Genomic DNA, 21,376 nt, shown 5'->3' with positions numbered 1-21,376 from the left:
GGAGTACCTGCCCAGTCTTGAAGGAAAAAGAATTAACTGAGCTGGGCTACAGGCGGGCCGCGCGGAGAGGCGGTATGCGGATAGCTGAACTTCCAGATGAAAGCGTAGCCATCCTGGTAACTGTCAACCAAAGGAATAGGAGCGGTAAGCTCCACTATGGTCTCTGAGGGTTGAAAAGGGGTGTTGAACAGCTCGGCCGTTGGACAGTGCGTGTGCTTCTTGTCAATATGGGGCCGGTTCTCATCGTGCGGTTTATCTTCTGAGTGGGCGTGGGCGTGCAGTGCCACCAGTACCTTTTCAGGTACCATCACCCGCATAAACAGCAGGAGCAAAAGGTAAGCACTTATATTCCTTAGACTTCGCACAACTAGAAGGTTATCCGCAAATATAGCACCAGCATTCATATTTCAGAGTGAAACTGCCGGGTATTGGTGTAATACGAAGGTCAAGCCCAAAAAGAACAGGTGCTTCCCTGCAGGAAGGCGTTTTTATTTTAGGGCCGTTTTTCAAAAATCGGCCCTAAAACAGGAAGAGCCGTTTACAGGAAGAGGGATTGCCCTCCGATCTGCAACCTACCGGCAACGTGCAAGATGCATTTGGGCGAGACGCTTCACCTGAAATCCTGCCATCCTGTCATTTTGAATGGTACTGGAACAGCTTTTGCCAAGACACTTTCACAAAACTGCAACACACATCATTATTTACATAGATAAGGAAATGGAAGAAAAAGGCACGATTTCGATTCACACCGAGAACATTTTCCCCATCATCAAGAAGTTCTTGTACTCAGACCACGAGATTTTCTTGCGTGAGTTGGTGTCCAACGCCGTGGATGCGAGCCAGAAAGCCAAAAGCCTCTCCAGCATTGGCGAGCTGAAAGGTGACCTGGGCGAGCTGAAGGTCACCGTGAAGGTAGACAAAGAGAAAAAGCAGATCATCATCTCTGACAACGGGATTGGGATGACCGCCGAGGAGATCAAGAAATACATCAACCAGATCGCTTTCTCTGGCGCCACCGAGTTTGTGGAGCGCTACAAAGACTCTAACGCTGACAAAAGCCAGATCATCGGGCAGTTCGGTTTAGGGTTCTACTCGGCGTTTATGGTGGCCGGTACTGTGGAAATTGACACCTTGTCACACCAGGATGGCACTGAGGCCGCTCACTGGATCTGCGACGGTTCCACGGAGTTCTCTATCACCAACGGAACCCGCACCGAGCGCGGAACGGATGTGATCTTGAACATCGCCGAGGATTCTGAGGAGTTCCTGGAGGAAGCCCGCCTGCAAACCATCCTGAACAAATACTGCAAGTTCCTGCCTATTCCGGTGGAGTTCAACGGCGAGACCATCAACAACCCGAACCCTATTTGGACCAAGTCTCCGTCTGAACTGACGGATGAGGACTACAAGAACTTCTACAAAGAACTGTATCCGTTCTCTGAGGACCCACTGTTCTGGATTCACCTCAACGTGGATTATCCGTTTAACCTCACCGGTATTCTTTACTTCCCTAAAGTGAAGAATGAGTTCGATTTCCAGAAAAACAAAATCCAGCTCTACAGCCGCCAGGTGTTCATCACTGATGAGGTGAAAGACGTGGTGCCGGAGTTTTTGATGCTGTTGCACGGCGTGATTGACTCGCCGGACATTCCGCTGAACGTAAGCCGCTCGTTCCTGCAGGCCGATGCCAACGTGAAGAAGATCAACACCTACATCACCCGTAAGGTGGCCGACAAGCTGAATGAGATCTACAAGAAAGACCGCACCGCCTACGAGGAGAAGTGGAACGACATTGCGGTGTTCGTGAAATACGGCATGCTTTCAGACGACAAGTTCTACGAGAAAGCCAAAGACTTCACCCTGCTGCAAAGCACCGACGAGAAATTCTACACGCTGGAAGAGTACCGCAACCTGGTGCAAGCGAACCAAACCGACAAAGACGGAAACCTGGTGATCTTGTACACCACCGATGCCGAGAAGCAGCACGCCTTCATTGAGACCGCCCAAACCCGCAACTACGATGTGGTGAAGCTGGACTCCATGATTGACCCGCACTTCATTGGCCAGTTAGAGCAGAAACTAGAGAAAACGACCCTAAAACGCGTAGACGCCGACACCATTGACAAGCTCATCCAGACCGATGCCAAGCCGGAGAGCATTCTGTCTGAAGACGAAACCAAGCGTTTAAAGGAGCTTTTCGAGAAAGCGATCTCTAACCAGAACATGACAGTAACGGTAGAAGCCCTGAGCACCGATGACTCCCCTGTAATTATCACCCTGCCAGAATTCATGCGCCGCATGAAAGACATGAACCGCATGGGCGGCGGTGGCATGATGATGATGGGCAACCTGCCAGACATGTACAACGTGACCATCAACGCCAACCACCCGATCAACCACCGCATTTTGAAGCACAACGATGAGCGCGGCGAGAAGATAGCGAAACAAGCCTATGACTTGGCGCTTTTGTCGCAGAACATGCTTTCTGGTGCTGCCTTGACTGCCTTCGTGAAACGCAGCGTGGAACTGATTGACAAAGAATAGTCTGCCGTTTCAAAGCGGTTTTTACTAAAAGAGCCCGGAAACGTAAGTTTCCGGGCTCTTTGCTTTTGTGCACTTTCCTTCCTCTTCTGTCATCCTGAAAGGATCTTGTAGGCGAATGGGAGTAGCAGCTATTAAATGTTTTCTAGTTCGCCCACAAGATCCTTTCAGGATGACAGAAAAAGGAATATACTGATGATAGGAAGAAGAGAAGTGACTAATTTGGATATTCCATGTAACGCGATTCAATACACCTAATATTTGTCTGTTACAAATGCGCAGTCAGTTTTTGCTCCAGCACCTTCTTGGGCACTGCGCCCACTTGCTTCTCTACCACTTGTCCGTTCTTGATGACCAACACGGTGGGCATGCTTCTGATGCCGTATTTAGCGGAGATGATGGGGTTGCTGTCCACGTCCAGCTTACCGATGATGGCTTTACCCTCGTATTCCTGGGCCAGTTCCTCTACCAACGGACCGATCATCCGGCAAGGACCGCACCACTCGGCCCAGAAGTCAACCAACACGGGTTTGTCTGATTGCAGCACCTCCTCAAAGGTGGTGTCTGTGAAATGAACTGCTTTTACCATTTTGCTTTCGTTTAAGTACAGAGCAAAAGTAGCAGCAGCGGCGCATGCGGGATTGTATCAGAACGACATTCTGTGGTTAGATGCGGAGGCCCGGGGCTTGCGGGTCATCAGCGAAAAAGGTGCGGGGCGTCACGCCCGATAATTCCTTGAAGTCGCGGTTGAAGTGGGCCTGGTCATAGTAGCCGCTGGAGAGGGCCAGTTGGGTGAAGCTTTGCTCCGGAGCTTGCTGGTACTGTTGCAGGGCGTACCGGAACCGCTGGATTTTGGCATACTCGCGCGGGCTGAACCCCAGCAAATTTTTGAACCGCCGCTCAAACTGCCGCCGCGAGGTGTGCATCTGTTCGTAGAGTTTTTCCACATCGGGTTGCTGCCCGGCGTCAATCTCCGCTTTGATCAACTGCTGGAGGGCAGCATCCGGGGTTTTGTCTTGCAGTAGTTGCTTCGTAAGGAAGTGTACCAGCAGCGCTAGGCGTTCATCGGTGGAAGCTGAGTTGGTGATCTGGTCTTCCAGGTGCCTCAAACTGCTGCCGAATACCTCCTGTACTGGCCTCACCTGGTCTCTTACTTCCTTCCCCGGGGTTTTGAACAGCAGACTAGCCGTGTACGGGTACAGCGCCGCCCCCAAGATCCCGAAACTCTCCTCTGTCACCAATTTAGTAGGCTTGCTGGATGGTCCCTGCAAATAGAACTCAGGCATGGCCTGTTCTGAGCCGGGCGCCACGAAGGCTCCTTTGTAGTGGAACGTGAGTTGCGCGCAGCCGTTGGCCACCGAGCTGAAGTGATATGGCGCGGAGATGTCCTGCCCCTCGGCAATCCAGAAATAACGCACGTACTCCGCCAGGTGCGGCGGCGGTGGAATCTGCCGGTAGGAAGTGGTGTGCGCCATAGAGGAGAAAGACTTTCGCTTGTCACCAGAACCTCGCACAGAGGAATTCTGCTCCGCTAAAGTAAAGAATCCAGACCATTTTACCTGCTACGCCACCACAGAGGCAAGTTGGGGCGCCCGCTCTGTTTTCCTCCTGTTCCGCCAGAGATACACCAGCAATACCAAGAGAATCAACCCGGAATTAACAGCCACCAACGTCGGAACAAAGGGTGACACAAAGCCCAGCGTCATCAGCCACATATTGGCAATGGCCTGCGCCACCAGCACCTTCTCCAGCTTCCTGAGGATGGCCGAGGTGAGTAAGATGGCCCCCGCCAGCCCGAAGGTCAGTAATCCGGCGAAATTGGTGAGTTGGTATTGGAAAGGCGCCAGTGCCATGGTCAACAAAGCGGCGCCCAAAATAATCCAGGGCAGGCGCCCGTGTCGGAGCGTTTCTATTCTTGACGGAGTTGCCGCGGCTGTCGCCTCTACTGAAAACAGAAACAGGAACCGCTGGTACTCATAAAACAACAGCAAGAGGTTGAGGAGCAGGAAAACGGCGTTCACGTAAGGCGTACCAGCCCAGTTCTGAGAAATAGTGACGGCCAAAATGGAAATGTTCATGGGCACCAGCATCACGGCACCCAGCGTGCTGAACCGCTGGCTCAGCAGCAAAGCCCCGCATACCACCTGGCAGCACGCTACCACCTGCGCAAACAAACCCAGACCGTACTTCGCCAGGGATTCCTCCAGCCACGGCGGCCCAATCAACTGCCCAAAATGCCCGTGCGTGAGTTTGCAGATGCCCGCCGAGAAAAACACGTAGCCCAGAAACAGGCGGATGAGCAGCACCAAAAAGTCTTTGTTCTTGAGCATGGCTTTGTAGTTTGATTTACGTTTCGGGGCTGTTTTCCGGAAAACGGCCCCGAAACGACTACAAGTAAAGAAGCCGGTAAGAACTGTGAAAATCTTTTAGACCAACCGCCTCAACACTTAGACCAACCCGGGTTTTCACTTCCCCCGGGTTGGGCGTTTATGGGCCGTTTTTAACAAAAGAGGCCAAAAACGCAGGTTCTTGGCCTCAGGCAAAGGTTAAGTCAAGGATAGGGCGCTTAGGCGCCTATTTTCACCGAGGTCATGGTCAGGGAACCGCCCACCATTTTGTCGTTGAAGAAAGTGGCCTCCTCCTCTTTGCCCTGCAAGCCAAGCGTGTACATCAGCGGCAGGTAATGTTCCACCGTCGGGATGGCCAGAAGCGCTTCCTTGCCCAAGGTCTGGTAGTTGATGAGCGGCTGGTGATCGCGGGTAGAGATAAGATCCTTGAACTTCTCGTTGATGGTCTGGGTCCAGTCATAACCGCCGCCGTTGATCATGCTCCAGTCCATCATGCGCAGATTGTGCACCATGTTGCCGCTGCCCACAATGAGCACGCCTTTCTTGCGCAATTTGGTCAGTTCCCTGGCCAGGTCATAGTGGTACTGCGGGCCTTTGGTGTAGTCAATGCTGAGCTGCAGCACGGGCACGTTGGCCTCGGGGTACATGTGCCGGATGATGGTCCAGGTACCGTGGTCCAGGCCCCAGTCGTGGTCCAGTTCCACCTGCGTGGTGGTGATGAGCGCAGCGGCTTCCTTAGCCAGGTCCGCATCGCCGGGTGAGGGATACTGCACCGCGAACAGCTCTCTGGGGAAGCCCCCGAAATCATGGATGGTCTGCGGGAAGTCCATGGCCGTGATCCTGGTGCCCTTGGTAAACCAGTGCGCCGATACCACCAGCACCGCCTTGGGTACCGGAATTTCCTGCGCCATCTTTTTCCAACGCTGACTGAATTCGTTGTCCTCGATGCCGTTCATCGGCGAGCCGTGCCCAATAAAGAGCACCGGCATGGTATAGTCCTGAGGGGTTAAATCCTCGGTGAATTTTCTGAAAGCACTTAAAGTTGTCATGGCTATTGCTCCTCCTGCAACTGATTTTATAAAGCTTCTTCTTTCCACGGATGTTGCTTTTAAGCGTGAAAAAGGGTTTGAGCCAGAGGATGGAGTCATCTGTAAAACAGTGTCTCTCCTGCCTCAGGTTCACTATACAAAGATCAGGAGGCCAGGGCATGAAAAGAATAAGGTAGTTTAAGAAATCGCCTGGTGGTAGAGGTCCAACCCTTCGGATTTGATGGAGCTGAAGAACTCGGGCGTGATGCCCAGGTACGAGGCGATGTGGTACTGCGGAATGCGCTGGCTAAGGGTGGGGAACTTGAGCAGAAAATCGCGGTAGTTCTCGGCGGCGGTTTGGGTCATGCCAGAGAGCATCCGTTTCTTGAAGGCGAAGTAGCCGTTTTGGAGCAGTTTTCTGTAAAACAGGTTAAAAACAGGTTGTTGCTGCGTGAGTTCCTCAAAAGCAGTGCTGCTGATCTGGGCGTACTGCGTGGGCTCCAGCGCCTGGATAGAAAGTAAAGCCGGTTTATTGAAGGCGATGTCACTGATCCAGTACCGCTCCACGGCAAACTCCAGGTTCACTTCCTTGCCCGCCTGGTCAATGATGAAAGAGCGCAGGCAGCCACTCAGCACAAAGTACAGGTAATGGTTCTGCTCACCGGTGCGCAGCAGGAATTCCTTTTTCTTCGCCTCACGCAATTCACAGATGGCCATGAACGCCGCTTCCTGTTCCGGGGAAAGGGAAACATGCTGGGCTAGGGCGGCTGTAAGGAGGTCCTGGGGCAAAATCAAATAGAAATAACAGTTGGGCCAGGATTCAAAGGATGAGCTAAAACCTCTTCGATAGCGGCAACCATCGTGCTCAACGTCACATAAGTATTGTCTGGGGCGGCCAATACAAGGACTGGGAGAGCGTACTTCTTGAAGTTCTGCTGAAACAGGAGGTTCTTATCAAAAGTAAGCAGGGCGTCAAAGTCTTCTGAAATGAGCAACTGCATTAGTTCCCCGTTCTTCTTCCCCTTCCAGCCTTTGTCACGAACGGTATAGATTTCATGTTCTGCAAAGTGGGCTTTGAGCCGTTTAGGTAAGTTCTCATCAAGCAGCAGTTTCATAGAGCTGCTCAATATTTTTTGACGTCATCAATTTTTCCGCGATTCCTAAAACGCCCACCGCATGTTCCCTGTGTACCGTAGGGAAATCCTCCAGAAACTCATACAGCGATATTCCCTTTTCCAGGTGAGAGAACAGGGCCTCAATAGGAACCCTGGTTCCTTTGAAAACGGGTTGCCCTGATAGAATATCCTGGTCAATGGTGATAAAGTCTTTGATGGCTGCCATATCCAAATATACGCATAATGCGAAAAAGAGGCATTGACTACCACTACCTACAAAATCAATCCCTTGCCTATTAAAATCCTGCTGCAGCTTCCACAGTATTCATATAAGCCATGGTGGCAGAGAGAAGGTCCTAGCCGAGTTTACTGTTTTGTCACCCGCAACTCCATGCGTGAGTCGGCTAGGATGGAATTATGCTCGTAGAGCGACATGGTCAGCACTGATCCCTGTAAGGTGGCTTCCAGGCTGGAGGTGCACCCGCAACCCTTTCCCGACATGAGGTAAGACAATTGGCTGCCTATCACATCAACTTTTATGTAGTTCTGGATGCGGCCGGTGGGCAGCTCTACCGTCACATACACCTGGCTGTCTTCCTCGGGGTTTCTGCCTATGGTTACCAGTACATTGGTATACGCCGTGTCTATCTGGGTGCCGCTTTTTGTGTCCAGGTAGTTCTCTTGGGCTGTGCCTTTGTAGGTGCCTATAAACTTTTGTGGGAAGTCCAGGTCCTCTTCTTCCAACTCTTTTTCTGCGCAGGAAAAGAGAAGCAAAACCAAGGGCAAAAGATACCAGGTTGATCTATGGAAGGCACGGAAGAGAAACATGGGCAACTTCGGTGATTAAGCGGAACGGTATACGTTCTTTACATAATGACAGCGAGCCACGGCCTTTCCCCTATCCTAAGACCAGGCCCCGCAGAACTTTGCCCGGGCCTCCAGAAACTCCTGCCACATCTCATGTAGGATCTCTCCGGCCGGTTGAATCTTCTGGACAATGGCGGCCGCCTGGCCAATCTCCAGTTCGCCTTCTTCCAGGTCACCCTCGTACATGCCGCGTTTGGCCCTGCGCGAGCCCAGCAGCTGAGCCAGTTCCAGGTTGCTGGCACCCCGGAGTTCAGCGGCTTTCACATCGTGGTAGAATTTGTTTTTGAGCAGGCGCACCGGTGTGAGTTGTTTTAGGGAAAGCTCCGTGTCGCCTTCTTGGGCCGCTACCACACGGTCTTTGAAACTCTGGTGGGCGCTGGATTCCACACTGGCCACAAAGCGACTGCCCACCTGCACGCCATCTGCACCCAGGGCCAGAGCCCCGAAGATTCCGGCTCCGTTCGCCACGCCGCCGGCGGCAATCAAAGGCAGACTCACAGCCTGGCGTACCAGCGGAATAAGGCAGAAGGTGGTGGTTTCCTCACGGCCGTTGTGCCCTCCGGCTTCAAACCCCTCGGCCACGATGGCATCTACCCCGGCTTCTTCGCATTTGCGGGCAAACTTCACGTTACTCACCACATGTATCACCTTGGCGCCGTTGTCCTGCAGCTTTTTGGTCCAGGTCTTAGGATTCCCTGCCGAGGTCACCACCACGGGCACTTTCTCTTCCATGATGATTCTGAAGTGTTCGTCCAGGTCTGGGTATAGCAGCGGCACGTTCACCCCGAAAGGTTTATCAGTGGCCTTTTTGCATTTCTGGATGTGCTCGCGCAGGACATCGGGGTACATGGAGCCGGCGCCAATGAGGCCCAGCCCACCGGCATTGCTCACCGCCGAGGCCAGTTTCCAGCCGCTGCACCAGATCATTCCGGCCTGAATAATGGGGTATTGGATATTGAAGAGTTGGGTAATTCTGTTTTGCATGTGTGGTTAAAAGAAATCTATTCTACTACCAGATACGGGACATCCAAAGCCCCGGAGTACAGCAACACCGGAATGGTTTCTCCCGCGGGTATTTGCTCATAATATTCCTCCGTGACGGTGATGTCTTCGGCCTCTTTCCTGGGGCCCCAGGGAGCAAGCGTCAGGTAGTATGTGGTGGTTTTGCCGTTGGAGATGTGCTTGTCAGTAACCTGGGCTTCAAACTCCTGGGGCGCGGAGTTGTCCAGCAGGAAGTTTGCCTCCACACTTACACCGTAACCATAGAAGGACAACAAAAGGAAAATAAGTGCCGCAATGGTGGCGTCCTTCAGCTTTGTGTATTTGAACTCATTTGTGGTGGAAAGGAGAAAAGCAAAGGTAAACGCAGCAACACCTGCTACCCAGGGCAAAATGTCTGCAAAACGCAGTAATTCTACATCCATGAGTGCTCTCAGGGCTATTCCTATTCCGGCAGCCAGAAGCCCTGGGGTGATAGACGGATGGGCACTGTTGTTTTTGGTATTCAGCCTGAAAATGCCTTTATACTTGAAGCTAACCAATGTTAGAACCAATGGGTACACGGCACCAGCTAACACAGCCCATCTATAAGGCTCCGGATAGAAAACAAGCCAGGCCATGATGGCATAGCCAATGCCGTTGAGCCAGAAAGCTACTTTGCGGGCCTGGGTCAGAGTTGCTTCCCGCTCTTGCTCCGTAAGCCCCAGAGTCTGGTCTGAGAGGAGCTGCTTTTCCTCTTCCTGAAAGGTGACAAGGTCTAAATTAGGCCCGTGAAAAGCCACCCATTGCAAAATCTCCTGATTGTCTGCTATATATTGTGAAATCTTGAGCTTGGGGCCTTTAGGGTCTTTAGGAAAAACCCTAATGTAGGTGTCATCAGCGGTGTACCCTTTTATGTCCTCGGCCAGCAGTTCTTTTTTGCCCAAAGCCTCTATTTGGATGATGCGTCCCTGCCCTAAGATTACCTTTCCTTTCACTGACTCTAGCAAAGCGTACAGCATGAACACGGCAAAGCCAATTCCTACCGGTACCAGGAAATAAGCCGCGCTGGGCTGCATTGTCTCATCTATGAAAGGAAGTACACATATGAAAATGGAGCCCCCCAACATGAGGACACATACTACAGAAAGGAAGATGCGCCAAGCGGCGCTAAGACGGTATTCTTTAGAAGGGCGGGTTTGGGTAGTGTTACTCATCTAAGCAGGTCTTGTTCACTTGCGTGAAATGATGTTTGTTTGGGCTTGAAGTCTTTCTATTTGTTATGCTTTTTAATGGCTGAAATCAATCTCGGTGCTGTCTCCGATGTTCAGGCGCTGGCTGAGGCCTTTGAGCGCGGAGTCTGAGCCCACCAGGGAATCTTCCAGCACGGCGTACCCCAGTTCGGCGTAGCCGCCAATGATGGAGTTGCGCACGATGGTGTAGTTGAGGATGGCGCTCTCGCCTATGGCCACGTTGGGCCCCACAATGGAATTGGAGATCTGCACGCCTTTGCCAATGCTCACCGGCGGAATGATGATGGTATTGGGGAACTCGGGGTACTCGGCGCGTTTGAACTCGGGGCGGTTCAGGAGCGTGGCGTTGGCCTGAAGCAGCGTGTCTTTACGGCCGCAGTCAAACCACTGGTCTACGGTGTAGGAGACCATCTTTTCGCCGTGCTGGATCATGTGCATGAGCGCATCGGTGAGGTGGTGCTCGCTCTGCGTGCGGATGTCATTGACCACAATATGTTCCAGGGCCTCCACCAGTTTGGCCGGGTGTGCGATCTTGTACAGGCCCACCAGCGCCGAGTTTGACTTGGGAATCTTGGGTTTCTCAATCACTTTGGTGATAAAGCCTTCGCCGCCCATCTCCGCGATCCCGAACATGGTGGGGTTTTTCACCGATTTCACCGCCAGAATGGTGTGCTCTGCCGCCAGAAATTGCTGCATGTCTGCGTCCACAATGGTATCACCCAGCTGGATCAGGACCGATTCCTCGTTCCGGAAGGTTTCCCGCGCCGACCAGAGGGCGTGACCCAGGCCTTCGCGCGGCTGTTGCACCACAAACTCGGCTTCAATATGCGGGTACTTGCGTTGCACGTAGTGCATAATCTTCTCGCCCAGGTAACCCACCACCAGCACAAACTGCGTGATTCCCGCCGCCTGCAGCCGCTCAATGATATGGCCCAGAATGGCTTTGCCGGCAATGGGAACCAAGGCCTTGGGTTGGGTGTGGGTGTGGGGCCGCAAGCGGGCGCCCATGCCAGCCACCGGAATTACTGCTTTCATACTACTTTCTAGAAGGCTTTTCACCACAAGCTACGGAATTCTTGTGGTTTTCCTGCACACCCGCCCAGCAGGAGAAAATCAGAAAATCTGGCGGATAGGAAATTTAAATAGCGCTTTTTGAATATTTAAGCCGAACCTCCTTATCTTTAGTCGTCTGTTCTTCAGGCGCTTCTAACACGTTGCCTAGGCTCCCGTTTACCGGCTGTTTACAGGAAAACGGGGCAAAAACGCACATTTCTGTCGCGGTTGCGTATAGAGGGTGCCAACGGCTATTAATACGCAAGTAATTACCACCATTCTGAATAAACTACCTTCAACTATGAAAAAACTATTGCTTTACCTTGTGGGTTTCGTGATTCTGGCCTCGCAGAGCTCCTGCGGATACAATGAAATGGTGCAGAAAGACGAGGCTGTCTCCAGCCAGTGGGCCCAGGTGCAGAACTCCTACCAGCGCCGCGCCGACCTGGTGCCTAACCTGGTGAACACCGTGAAGGGTGCTGCCAACTTTGAAAAAGAAACGCTGACCCAAGTAATAGAGGCCCGCGCCAAGGCAACCAGCATCCAGCTCAACGCCGATGACCTGACCCCCGAGAACTTGCAGAAATTCCAGGCGGCGCAAAGCCAGCTGAGCGGCTCGCTCTCCCGCCTGATGGCTACCGCCGAGGCCTACCCTGACCTGAAAGCGAACCAGAACTTCCTGGAGCTACAGGCCCAGCTGGAAGGCACTGAGAACCGCATCTCCGTGGAGCGGCAGAAATTCAACGGCTCGGTGCAGGACTACAACACGTACATCAGGGCTTTCCCGCGCAACTTCTTCGCCGGCTGGTTCGGGTTTGAGAAGAAAGGCTACTTTGAGGCCGAGGCCGGTGCCCAGAAAGCCCCAACGGTACAATTCTAAGCAGTATCAGGTAGCAAGACTTCAACTTCTGTTTAGAGGCTGTTTTCACAAAAGCGGCCTCCAAACAGAAACTGCCATTGACTCAGGACTTATCACTCAAGACTCAGAACTCTCCACACCATGCCCCGCGACATCATTACCGAAGCAGATGAGGCCATCATAGTGCAGGCCATTCAGGAAGCTGAACGCAACACCTCCGGCGAGGTGCGGGTGCACATTGAAGGCACCTGCGAAGGCGAAGTGCTGGACCGGGCCACCCAGGTGTTTGCCTATCTGCACATGCACCAGACCAAGCTGCGCAACGGCGTGCTGTTCTACGTGGCCATGAAAAGCCACAAGTTTGCTGTGCTGGGCGACGCCGGGATCAATGCCGTTGTTCCTAAAGATTTCTGGGTAGAGATCAACAAAATCGTCATCGCCGATTTCAAAGAGGGCAAGTACGCCGATGGCCTCCGGAAAGGCATTACCATGGCGGGCGAGCAACTCAAAAGTTATTTCCCTTACGCCGGAGACCATAAAGATATCAACGAGCTGTCTGACGATATCTCCTTTGGTAAAAACCTGGACGAGAATCAAAAATAAATGAGAAAATCAATCAGGCTTCTGGGGATTTTGTGGCTGTTGGCATGGCCGGTACTGGCGCAGGATTTTCCGCCCCGCCCTTCTCCGCCGCGCCTGGTCAATGACCTGGCCGATATCCTGAGCCCGCAGGAGGAGCAGGCCCTGGAGCAGAAGCTGGTCAACTACAATGACAGCACCTCCACCCAGATTGCCATTGTTAACATCACCTCTATTGGCGGGTATGACATTTCTGACTACGCCTTTAAACTAGCCGAACAGTGGGGCATTGGTCAGCAGGGCAAAAACAACGGTATTCTTATTCTCACCGCCGTCAATGAGCGCCGGGTGTTCATAGCTACCGGTTACGGAATGGAAGGCGTAGTGCCTGATGCCATTGCCAAACGCATCACCGAGTACACCATCAAACCAGAGTACCAGCAGGGCAATTACTACGCCGGCTTGGACAAAGGCACCAGCTTCATCATTGACGTGGCCAGCGGCGAATACAAAGCAGATCCCCGGCAACAACAAGGCGACGAAGGCGGAGGTATTCCTTTTCTCTGGATCATCATTGGTATCCTGATCCTTATCTTCATCATCAGCCGTCGTGGCGGCGGACGAGGTGGTCGGGGCGGCGGCATGCGCACCCTGGGCGGACCATTCTTCCCACCTGTGATCTTCGGGGACTTCTCCGGCGGACGCGGCATCTTCGGAGGCGGCGGTGGCGGCTTTGGAGGTGGAGGAGGCGGTGGTTTCGGCGGCTTCGGAGGAGGTAGCTTCGGCGGCGGTGGCGCCGGCTCAAGCTGGTAGAAATAGTTTGTTTTCTGCTTTAGCGGAAAAAGGATATAAGAGTAAGGCGCTTTGGGGCTGTTTTTTAGAAAATGGCCCCAAAGCGCTTTCTTGTTTATTTAGTAATTCTTGCCTGTCAGTAGACTTGAATGAACGCGGATTTTCCCTTTGAAAATGGAAGAGAATGTGAATGCTGACTTTTCTAATTTTTATCTCTGGCTCAAGTTTTCAACTTGGACCTACCATGGCCTGCAGTTTGCAACTGCAGTGAGGCGCGAGCCTCAAACTCGTATTTCGCTTGCGTTGTGCGGAGAGTTAGCGGCAGCGCTTTCCGCACTTCCCGGACAGCCAATCTCCTGATTGGCGAATTGGAAGCGGTTCCAGTTGGTAGTATATCGCCCTGTTGGTGTTTTCTCCAACGACCTCAAATAACTTCTATTCACTTACCGCAGTTACCTCCCACTTCCTTCTTACCAAGTCTCATTGCTGCAGTCGCGTTCTGCGGGCGTTTGTCACTTTTCTCCTTGATGAGAAAAGTAACCAAAAGAATCAAGAAGAAAAGAAACTCGCTGACGCTCAAACAGTCTTTTCTTCACTTTCTGTAACACCCCGCTGCCGTACTCTGTTGCATAGTGAACTTACGCCACTGCAATTTGAGAAGCCACTGCCTGCGGTCGTCGGAGGTTGGGTTACGCATGCGCCCAACCTCCGCCTCTCTGCATGGTCCGGCCCTGGCTTTAGAGCCGCTGCAATGCCTGCATCGTCCTAGCGGACGGGTGGAGCGTTGGCGTGTTTGCCTTGTTCTCCTCGTTTGTAGAATGTAGAGACAAGGCATGCCTTGTCTCTGACGCGTCCTTCGCAATAGACAGCAGCTACTGGAAATAACCTGTAGCTACCGGAAAGGGCACCCACAAGAGGTGCCCCTACATAATCCTTCCCGTTCTCCTAGCAACACTCCCCGCCGTTGTTGGTGTTATCACCAACAACCAAAACTGCCGTCCGAACGCTACTTGACGTATTCTAGAATTCTCTTCCAAAATAGGCTGATTTCACTTCCAAACCCTTATAAAACAAGAAAGCCGATCCTAAAGGATCGGCTTTCTACCAGCGCTGCTGTCTTAGAAATAGCACATCAGCACATTAAAAAATTAGCACATTAAACTATGCGTTACGGTTGATGCAGTTCAGGTCTTGGAAGGCTTCTTTCAGGCGGGCCACAAAGGTTTCTTCGCCGGCGCGTAACCATACGCGGGGGTCGTAGTACTTTTTGTTAGGGCTGTCTTCGCCGGTTGGGTTACCGATCTGGGCTTGCAGATAGTCTCTTTTTCCTTCGTAGTAATTTTTGATGCCGTCCCAGAATGCCCACTGCATGTCAGTGTCAATGTTCATTTTGATAGCGCCGTACTCAATGGCTTCGGTGATTTTCTCTTTCTCAGAGCCGGAACCGCCGTGGAATACGAAGTTTACAGGGTTGGCCTGGGTGCCGTATTTCTGCTGGATGAAATCCTGGGAGTTCTTCAGGATCTCGGGGCGGAGCTCTACGTTGCCTGGTTTGTACACACCGTGCACGTTCCCGAAAGCGGCTGCCACAGTGAAACGGTTACTGATTTTGCCCAGTTCTTCGTAAGCATAAGCTACGTGCTCTGGCTGGGTGTATAAGTGCGCGCTGTCTACGTCTGAGTTGTCAACGCCGTCTTCTTCGCCACCGGTTACGCCTAATTCAATCTCAATGGTCATGCCCATCTTAGACATGCGCTCAAAGTATTTGGCAGAGATCTCAATGTTTTCTTCCAGAGGCTCCTCAGAAAGGTCCAGCATGTGGGAGCTGAACAAAGGCTTGCCATGCTGGGCGTAGAATTTCTCGCCGGCATCTAGCAGACCATCAATCCAAGGCAACAGTTTTTTAGCGGCGTGGTCAGTGTGGAGAACTACAGTTACACCGTAAGCCTCGGCCAGTTGATGTACGTGGTGGGCACCGGAGATAGCACCGGCAATGGAGGCTGCCTGCCCTTCGTTGCTCAGGCTTTTGCCGGCATAGAATTGGGCGCCGCCTTGGGAGAACTGAATGATAACGGGAGAATTCACCGCTTTGGCCGTTTCCAACACCGCGTTGATGGAGTTGGTACCAATTACGTTTACAGCGGGAAGCGCGAAGTTATTGTCGTTGGCGTACTTGAATAAGTCCTGCACCTCGTCTCCGTACAGAACCCCAGATCTAAATTTAGGCATGGATTTGCTAGTTTTGGTCTACTAGCAAAACTAAGTAATAAATCCGTTAGTTCTAAAGATTCTTGTTTCTGGTTAGTTTCTGGTACTCGCGTTCCACGGCGTAGTCCTGGGAACTGTAGTAGGCATCATAGTAATTGAAGGCAAGTCCTATTCCCCAGCCAAAGGACATCCAGGCAGGCCAGGGCAACCCCATGTAAGTGTAATTCTGGTCTTTGGTAAAGAACCACACCAGCCACACCACCAGGTTAATCAGCAGGTATGTAAAAAGGTGCCGCCTGAAAGCCACGCGCTTTTTGGCCAGTTTCCATAAGAACTTATCTTTTTCTTCTTCCATCTGCTTTCCTATAAGCTTATTATATAGCAAAACATAAATATAATGCTTTAAGATTGAGATTTGCCTCTTTTCAGGTTGAAGTTTGTACAAATCCTACACATGGGGCCTGGTAACGCGCAAATGCAGACGTCCTTTACCTCTATGTCTACGAGAGTTAACCGCAAAACGGATTTTATGTTGGTAAAATGAAAAGAGGAGGAAAGCCAAGGGCCTTTTTAGCTTGTATATTAGTTCTTTGCGGGGCCACTAGCCAAACCCATGTACACGTGGACAGCAGTTTCTAGTTGTATGAATTACCAGAAGCAGTGTTAGTTCATCCAGAGGCAGAAGCATGGTGGCATCCCGTTTTGGGACTTATTTTTTCAGAATAACATAAAAACGGCGGGCTTTAACTTTTTGCCTGATCCAGAGTTTATACAAGAGTCACCATTGCATACGCGCGGCTTTGCCCGTACCTTCGCTAACCTATGAGTACACCAGACAAACGCCTTTTTCTGCTAGACGCCATGGCGCTCATTTACCGCGCCCACTTCGCCTTCAGCAAGAACCCTAGAATCAACTCCAAAGGCATGAACACCGGGGCCGCACTGGGCTTTACCAACACCCTGGTAGACCTGCTTAACCGCGAAAAGCCCACCCACATAGGTGTTTGCTATGACGCCCCCTCTAAAACCTTCCGCCATGACAGCTTTGTGGAATATAAGGCCAACCGGCAGGCCATGCCCGAGGATATTTCCATCGCCATACCGTACGTGAAGAAGATTGTGGAGGCGTTCGGAATTCCGGGCATGATGATGGACGGTTTTGAGGCCGATGACATTATTGGCACGCTGTCCTGCAAGGCCGAGAAGGCCGGCTACGATGTCTTCATGATGACCCCAGACAAGGACTATTACCAGTTGGTGACGGACCACGTGTTTGTCTACAAGCCGGCGTTCCTGGGCAACGCCATTGAGGTGATTGACAAGCCCAAAGTGCTGGAGCGCTGGGAAATCAGCGATGTGAAACAGGTCATTGACATCCTGGGTCTGCAGGGCGATGCCGTGGACAACATTCCGGGAATACCCGGAATTGGCGAAAAGACCGCTAAAACGCTCATCCAGCGCTTCGGGAGCGTAGAGAACCTGATCGCCAACGCGCATGAGCTCAAAGGCAAGCAGAAAGAGAACGTGGAGAAGTTCGCCGAGCAGGGACTCATGTCCAAAGAACTGGCCACCATTCACCTTGATGTGCCCATTGACTTTGACGAGGAAGGGCTGCGCTACGATGGTCCGGACATGGAGAAACTGGCCGCTTTGTTTGACGAGCTGGAGTTCCGGCAACTGGCTACCCGCGTGCTGGGCACCGCCTCTCCGGCCGTTCCCAAACCTGTGAGCAACAAACCCACCGTGGGCAAAGGCCTCAAGTCAGATAAACCCATGGGGCAGACCTCCCTGTTTGACATGCCCGCCGCCGAGACCATGGAGACGGCAGAAGGAACTGATGCAACTGCCGCCGGAGAGGATTATGCCCCCCGCGTAAGAAAAACCATTGACACCACGCTGCACGAATATCACCTGCTCACCACCCCCGAGCAACGGCAGCAATTGCTCAAATATCTAAAACTGCAGAAAGAGATTTCCTTTGACACCGAGACCACCAGCATTGATGCTATCACGGCCCGTCTGGTGGGTATCTCGTTCTGCTACATGCCGGGTGAGGCCTACTACATTCCCGTGCCGCCACACGATGAAGAAGCCGCCCGCGAGATTGTGCAGGAGTTTAAGGAAGTCTTGGAAAGCCCCACTATTACTAAGATAGGCCAAAACATAAAGTATGACCTGGTAGTATTACAGCGCTACGACATTGACGTGCAGGGACCGCTCTACGACACCATGCTGGCCCACTACTTGCTTGAGCCCGACATGCGCCACAACATGGACCTGCTCGCCGAGACGTACCTGCACTACACGCCTATCGCGATTGAGACGCTGCTGGGCAAAGGCAAGAATCAGCTCACCATGGACAAGTTGCCGGCCCTGCAGATCTACGAGTACGCCTGCGAAGACGCCGATATCACCCTGCAGCTCAAGAACTATTTTGACCCGCTTTTAGAGAAACAAGGCCTGAAACGCCTTTTCAACGATGTAGAGAACCCACTGCTGCGCGTGCTGGGCCACATGGAGCGCGAAGGCGTTAGCATTGACGCCGAAGCCTTGGCCGAGTCCTCCATCGTGCTGCAAACCGATATCAAGGAGATAGAGCAGAAGATCTTCAACCTGGCCGGCATGGAATTCAACATCGGGTCGCCGAAGCAGTTGGGTGAGGTGCTGTTTGACCGCATGGGCCTGGGCGGAAATAAGATCAAGAAAACCAAGACCGGGCAGTACGCTACCGGTGAGGAGATTCTCTCCAAGCTGGCCTTTGAGCACGAGATTGTGCAGCTCATCCTGGACCATCGGCAGCTGACCAAGCTCAAGAGCACCTACGTAGACGCCCTGCCGCAATTGATCTGCACCGAGGATAACCGCCTGCACACGTCCTACAACCAGGCCGTGGCTGCTACTGGGCGTTTAAGCTCTACCAACCCCAACCTGCAGAACATCCCAATCCGGACGGAAAAAGGCCGCGAAATCCGCAAAGCGTTTGTGCCGAGGGATGAAGACCACGTGCTGCTCTCCGCTGACTACTCGCAGATTGAGCTCCGTATCATGGCGCACTTCAGCAACGACGCTACCATGAAAGAGGCCTTCCAGAAAGGCTTGGACATTCACGCTTCTACCGCCGCCAAGGTGTTCCACGTGCCCGTTGACCAGGTAGATTCTGACATGCGCCGTAAAGCCAAGACCATCAACTTCGGGATTATCTACGGCATCTCGGCCTTCGGTTTGGCAGAAAGATTGGCCATTCCGCGCCGCGAGGCCGCCGAGATCATTGAAGCGTACTTCCAGGAATTCCCGGCCGTGAAACAGTACATGGACAGCGCCATCAACCAGGCCCGCGACCAGGAGTTTGTGGAAACCCTGCTGGGCCGCCGCCGTTACCTGCGTGACATCAACTCGCGTAACCAGAACATCAGGGGCTACGCCGAGCGAAACGCCATCAACGCACCTATCCAGGGCACGGCTGCTGATATCATCAAGATTGCCATGATCAACATTGACCAGTGGCTCCGTGAAGAGAAACTGGCCAGCCGCATGATCCTGCAGGTACACGATGAATTGGTGTTTGATGTGCTTAAGGAGGAGTTACCCATTGTGCAGCCTAAGATAGAGGACTTGATGAAGCACGCTTTCCCATTGAGCGTACCTATGGAAGTTGGCCTGGGTACTGGTGAGAACTGGCTGCAGGCGCATTAAGTGTTCTAAAGCCATTTTTCCTAAAACAGGGGAGAAACAAATGCCCATAAAACAGGAAAGGGAGCTTACGGGCTCCCTTTCCTGTTTTGCAATATTCAATTTACTCTATTTTACTTTGAAGGTAATGGTTTCTTTAAAGTCTATACCTCTGGGGTCTGTTCCTTCGCCGGTTAGGGTCAGGGTGCTGCCGTTGAGTTTCACCTTAAAGTCATTGTCTTCTCCATCTGAGGCTCCATAGCTGAATGTCAATGGGTATTCCCAGTCAAGTTTGTCATCCTCCAACTGGTAATCTCCGTTTTCTTCCTCTTCACCGTCCAGGTAAATCATGTATTCTCCTTTACCGTCAAGTTTAAAGGCGATATCATCTGTACCCACGGCATTAATGAATAGATCATATACGTTCGTTGGCTCATCTTCTCCGTCAAACAGGACTTCATGGTCATCCAGAAGCCAGGTCTTCTGGGATATCTGCGCTTCAAGGGTAGGCTCCGGATCGTCTTTGTCGTCTTTGCTGCAAGAAGAGAACACCAGGGTAAATGCGGCCAGGATGGTGAGGAGGTATGACTTGTGTAACATGATGGGTAGCGGATAGATGGTTTAGATAAGAGATTAGATAAAGGATGAGGTTTGCCCATAAAAAAGCGTCACCAGGCGAACTGTGTAAGAGGTACCTGGTGACGCTTAAAGTATGGAAGATTATTGAGCCTTGAAGGTGATGTTCTCTGTCACTTTCACGCCTTGCATGGTCTCAGAGGTGGTAAGCTCAAAGGTATTGGCGTTGAGCTGCTCAATGGTGTAAGTGGCATTATCCTCTCCGTTTAACTGAGCCATTACAGAGAGCGGGAAGTTCCAGTCGATCTCATCATCGTTGACATCATAGCTGCCGTCAAACTCAGAATCGCCATCACTCTCTGTGGTAACAGAGAATTCGCCATCGCCATCAAACTTCACGAAGATGTCTCCGCCGTAGTCTTCTTCCATTACGTCATAGTCATCCTGGCCGGCGGCCTTTACAATGTGCTCAGTTACTTTCCATTCGTGCTTTTCCAGTTGGCTTACATCTACTCTTGATTTTGGCTCGTCACCGTCATCGTCTTTGCTGCAAGAAGAGAACACCAGTGTGAAAGCTGCTAAGATGGTCAGAAGATAAGATTTTTTTAACATGATAGGGAGTTGATAAAGTGAAACAAACATGATTATAGGTTAGAAATAGGGTTAGAATTCTTTCTAGCTACCGGCCTGTTCAACTCTAATTACATGCTTGCTTCTGTGTGTCTGGTGCAATTTCATGTTCTTAAAGTATAATTGCCGTTTGTAGAAATAAGACCGGGCTTCTGCAGATAACCCCTATACAGGATTTTAGAAAAAGTAGACATCCTCACCCAATCAGGATTTTTGGCGAGCGAAACCGTTGAAAGCCGACCTGAATTGGATAGTTTATTTTAGGGAAATAACTGTGAGAGTGGGGATTGTATGGCAATACCCTGGGGAAATCGCATTGTTTTCTGAAAAACGGTTTAAAAACAGAAGAGGGAGCCTGTTGCCGGGCTCCCTCTTCTGTTTTTAAGGAATATATATATTATGTACCTCTGGGGTCTACATGGTTTCCATGGTTACCGTGCCGTCAATATCAAAGCCAGAGACGTTCTGTTTGAAATCTGCGGAGAGGCTGCTAGCAGTAAGCTCTGTGATGGTCAGTTCCAGATCATTCACCGGCAGGCCAAAAGAAGCGCCTATGCCCGAAATCTGCAGCACATCTCCGTTCAAAGACCAGGTGCCTTGGGCCTCCTGCGGATCAGAATCATCACACTTGGTGGCTCCTTCGTTAACTACCAGCACGCCATTGTCCCTGAACTCAACATAGTTATCCTTCTGGCAATCTTCCAGATCGGCGTAGAAGTCTATATCACCAAACAAAGTGGAAGCCTCCAGAGCCGTTATCTGCCAGCGCTTGTCTTGCAGCATCTGCTCTTTAGAGGGTGCTTCGTCATCATCATCGCTACAGGCGGTAAAGAAAAGGGTACAGCAAAACAGGAGTAGAAGTAAAGGATAGTTTTTCATA

At 51.7% G+C, this 21,376-nt stretch carries 23 protein-coding genes; 6 read left to right on the top strand and 17 right to left on the bottom strand.

Going from position 1 to position 21,376, the window contains the following annotated elements:
- Positions 1–32: 32 nt before the first annotated feature.
- Positions 33–332 (bottom strand): hypothetical protein, encoded by a 300-nt coding sequence (locus tag J3P34_RS16355; protein WP_210489716.1) that lies wholly within the window; start codon positions 330–332, stop codon positions 33–35.
- A gap of 385 nt (positions 333–717) precedes the next feature.
- Between J3P34_RS16355 and htpG the strand changes: the two genes are divergently transcribed.
- On the top strand, positions 718–2,544 hold the full coding sequence (gene htpG, locus J3P34_RS16350; RefSeq protein ID WP_210489715.1) for a molecular chaperone HtpG: 1,827 nt from the start codon (positions 718–720) through the stop codon (positions 2,542–2,544).
- Between the two features lie 265 nt (positions 2,545–2,809).
- On the opposite strand, the gene trxA is transcribed toward htpG, so the two are convergent.
- The 4 genes from trxA to ygiD form a co-directional block, all read right to left on the bottom strand.
- The gene (gene trxA / locus J3P34_RS16345) at positions 2,810–3,130 is read right to left on the bottom strand and encodes a thioredoxin (protein WP_210489714.1); all 321 of its coding nucleotides are present in this window, start codon (positions 3,128–3,130) and stop codon (positions 2,810–2,812) included.
- Positions 3,131–3,206: 76 nt separating this feature from the next.
- The gene (locus tag J3P34_RS16340; protein WP_210489712.1) at positions 3,207–4,016 is read right to left on the bottom strand and encodes an AraC family transcriptional regulator; all 810 of its coding nucleotides are present in this window, start codon (positions 4,014–4,016) and stop codon (positions 3,207–3,209) included.
- Positions 4,017–4,103: 87 nt separating this feature from the next.
- Positions 4,104–4,871, bottom strand: a complete 768-nt coding sequence (locus J3P34_RS16335) for a DoxX family membrane protein (protein ID WP_210489711.1) — start codon at positions 4,869–4,871, stop codon at positions 4,104–4,106.
- Positions 4,872–5,107: 236 nt separating this feature from the next.
- Positions 5,108–5,938 (bottom strand): 4,5-DOPA-extradiol-dioxygenase, encoded by an 831-nt coding sequence (gene ygiD / locus J3P34_RS16330; RefSeq protein ID WP_210489710.1) that lies wholly within the window; start codon positions 5,936–5,938, stop codon positions 5,108–5,110.
- On the opposite strand from ygiD, the gene J3P34_RS16325 reads away from it, so the two are divergent.
- The gene (locus J3P34_RS16325) at positions 5,937–6,119 is read left to right on the top strand and encodes a hypothetical protein (protein WP_210489709.1); all 183 of its coding nucleotides are present in this window, start codon (positions 5,937–5,939) and stop codon (positions 6,117–6,119) included. The two genes, ygiD and J3P34_RS16325, sit on opposite strands and share 2 nt — an antisense overlap.
- Here the strand turns inward: J3P34_RS16325 and J3P34_RS16320 are convergent.
- From J3P34_RS16320 to J3P34_RS16290, 7 genes are all read right to left on the bottom strand, one after another.
- On the bottom strand, positions 6,116–6,706 hold the full coding sequence (locus tag J3P34_RS16320; RefSeq protein ID WP_210489708.1) for a Crp/Fnr family transcriptional regulator: 591 nt from the start codon (positions 6,704–6,706) through the stop codon (positions 6,116–6,118). The two genes, J3P34_RS16325 and J3P34_RS16320, sit on opposite strands and share 4 nt — an antisense overlap.
- Positions 6,707–6,708: 2 nt before the next feature.
- Entirely contained in the window at positions 6,709–7,032 is a 324-nt protein-coding gene (locus J3P34_RS16315) for a DUF5615 family PIN-like protein (protein ID WP_210489707.1), read from the bottom strand.
- A complete protein-coding gene (locus tag J3P34_RS16310; RefSeq protein ID WP_210489706.1) occupies positions 7,016–7,258 on the bottom strand; it encodes a DUF433 domain-containing protein in 243 nt (80 codons plus the stop codon). The genes J3P34_RS16315 and J3P34_RS16310 overlap by 17 nt, the downstream gene beginning before the upstream one ends.
- A 140-nt stretch (positions 7,259–7,398) precedes the next feature.
- The gene (locus tag J3P34_RS16305) at positions 7,399–7,776 is read right to left on the bottom strand and encodes a hypothetical protein (RefSeq protein WP_210489705.1); all 378 of its coding nucleotides are present in this window, start codon (positions 7,774–7,776) and stop codon (positions 7,399–7,401) included.
- A gap of 159 nt (positions 7,777–7,935) precedes the next feature.
- Complete coding sequence (locus J3P34_RS16300; protein WP_210489704.1) at positions 7,936–8,883, bottom strand: NAD(P)H-dependent flavin oxidoreductase; 948 nt, start codon at positions 8,881–8,883, stop codon at positions 7,936–7,938.
- Between the two features lie 17 nt (positions 8,884–8,900).
- Positions 8,901–10,094 (bottom strand): hypothetical protein, encoded by a 1,194-nt coding sequence (locus tag J3P34_RS16295; protein ID WP_210489702.1) that lies wholly within the window; start codon positions 10,092–10,094, stop codon positions 8,901–8,903.
- A 72-nt stretch (positions 10,095–10,166) separates the two neighbouring features.
- The gene (locus J3P34_RS16290; protein WP_210462373.1) at positions 10,167–11,165 is read right to left on the bottom strand and encodes a sugar phosphate nucleotidyltransferase; all 999 of its coding nucleotides are present in this window, start codon (positions 11,163–11,165) and stop codon (positions 10,167–10,169) included.
- A 319-nt stretch (positions 11,166–11,484) separates the two neighbouring features.
- On the opposite strand from J3P34_RS16290, the gene J3P34_RS16285 reads away from it, so the two are divergent.
- From J3P34_RS16285 to J3P34_RS16275, 3 genes are all read left to right on the top strand, one after another.
- Entirely contained in the window at positions 11,485–12,063 is a 579-nt protein-coding gene (locus J3P34_RS16285; RefSeq protein ID WP_210489701.1) for a LemA family protein, read from the top strand.
- A 120-nt stretch (positions 12,064–12,183) separates the two neighbouring features.
- Positions 12,184–12,645 (top strand): TPM domain-containing protein, encoded by a 462-nt coding sequence (locus J3P34_RS16280; RefSeq protein WP_210489700.1) that lies wholly within the window; start codon positions 12,184–12,186, stop codon positions 12,643–12,645.
- A complete protein-coding gene (locus J3P34_RS16275; RefSeq protein WP_210489699.1) occupies positions 12,646–13,434 on the top strand; it encodes a TPM domain-containing protein in 789 nt (262 codons plus the stop codon). It begins immediately after the preceding gene.
- 1,140 nt (positions 13,435–14,574) lie between these two features.
- Here J3P34_RS16275 and fbaA read toward each other — a convergent pair.
- Positions 14,575–15,642, bottom strand: coding sequence for a class II fructose-bisphosphate aldolase (fbaA, locus tag J3P34_RS16270; RefSeq protein ID WP_210462354.1), 1,068 nt, complete (start codon positions 15,640–15,642; stop codon positions 14,575–14,577).
- A gap of 52 nt (positions 15,643–15,694) precedes the next feature.
- The gene (locus J3P34_RS16265; protein ID WP_210489698.1) at positions 15,695–15,976 is read right to left on the bottom strand and encodes a 2TM domain-containing protein; all 282 of its coding nucleotides are present in this window, start codon (positions 15,974–15,976) and stop codon (positions 15,695–15,697) included.
- A 467-nt stretch (positions 15,977–16,443) separates the two neighbouring features.
- Between J3P34_RS16265 and polA the strand changes: the two genes are divergently transcribed.
- Positions 16,444–19,314: a DNA polymerase I gene (polA, locus tag J3P34_RS16260; RefSeq protein WP_210489697.1), complete on the top strand. Its 2,871-nt coding sequence runs from the start codon at positions 16,444–16,446 to the stop codon at positions 19,312–19,314.
- 105 nt (positions 19,315–19,419) lie between these two features.
- Here polA and J3P34_RS16255 read toward each other — a convergent pair whose 3' ends face one another.
- The 3 genes from J3P34_RS16255 to J3P34_RS16245 form a co-directional block, all read right to left on the bottom strand.
- A complete protein-coding gene (locus tag J3P34_RS16255; protein ID WP_210489696.1) occupies positions 19,420–19,890 on the bottom strand; it encodes a hypothetical protein in 471 nt (156 codons plus the stop codon).
- Positions 19,891–20,010: 120 nt separating this feature from the next.
- Positions 20,011–20,478 (bottom strand): hypothetical protein, encoded by a 468-nt coding sequence (locus J3P34_RS16250; protein ID WP_210462346.1) that lies wholly within the window; start codon positions 20,476–20,478, stop codon positions 20,011–20,013.
- 432 nt (positions 20,479–20,910) lie between these two features.
- A complete protein-coding gene (locus J3P34_RS16245; RefSeq protein ID WP_210489695.1) occupies positions 20,911–21,375 on the bottom strand; it encodes a lipocalin-like domain-containing protein in 465 nt (154 codons plus the stop codon).
- Between the last annotated feature and the right edge of the window lies 1 nt (position 21,376).

Source organism: Rufibacter aurantiacus (genome assembly GCF_017916345.1).
In the GTDB taxonomy this organism is placed as follows: domain Bacteria; phylum Bacteroidota; class Bacteroidia; order Cytophagales; family Hymenobacteraceae; genus Nibribacter; species Nibribacter roseolus.
The sequence above is the reverse complement of the archived record's forward strand: the minus strand, read 5'-3'. Positions and strand labels throughout refer to the sequence as shown.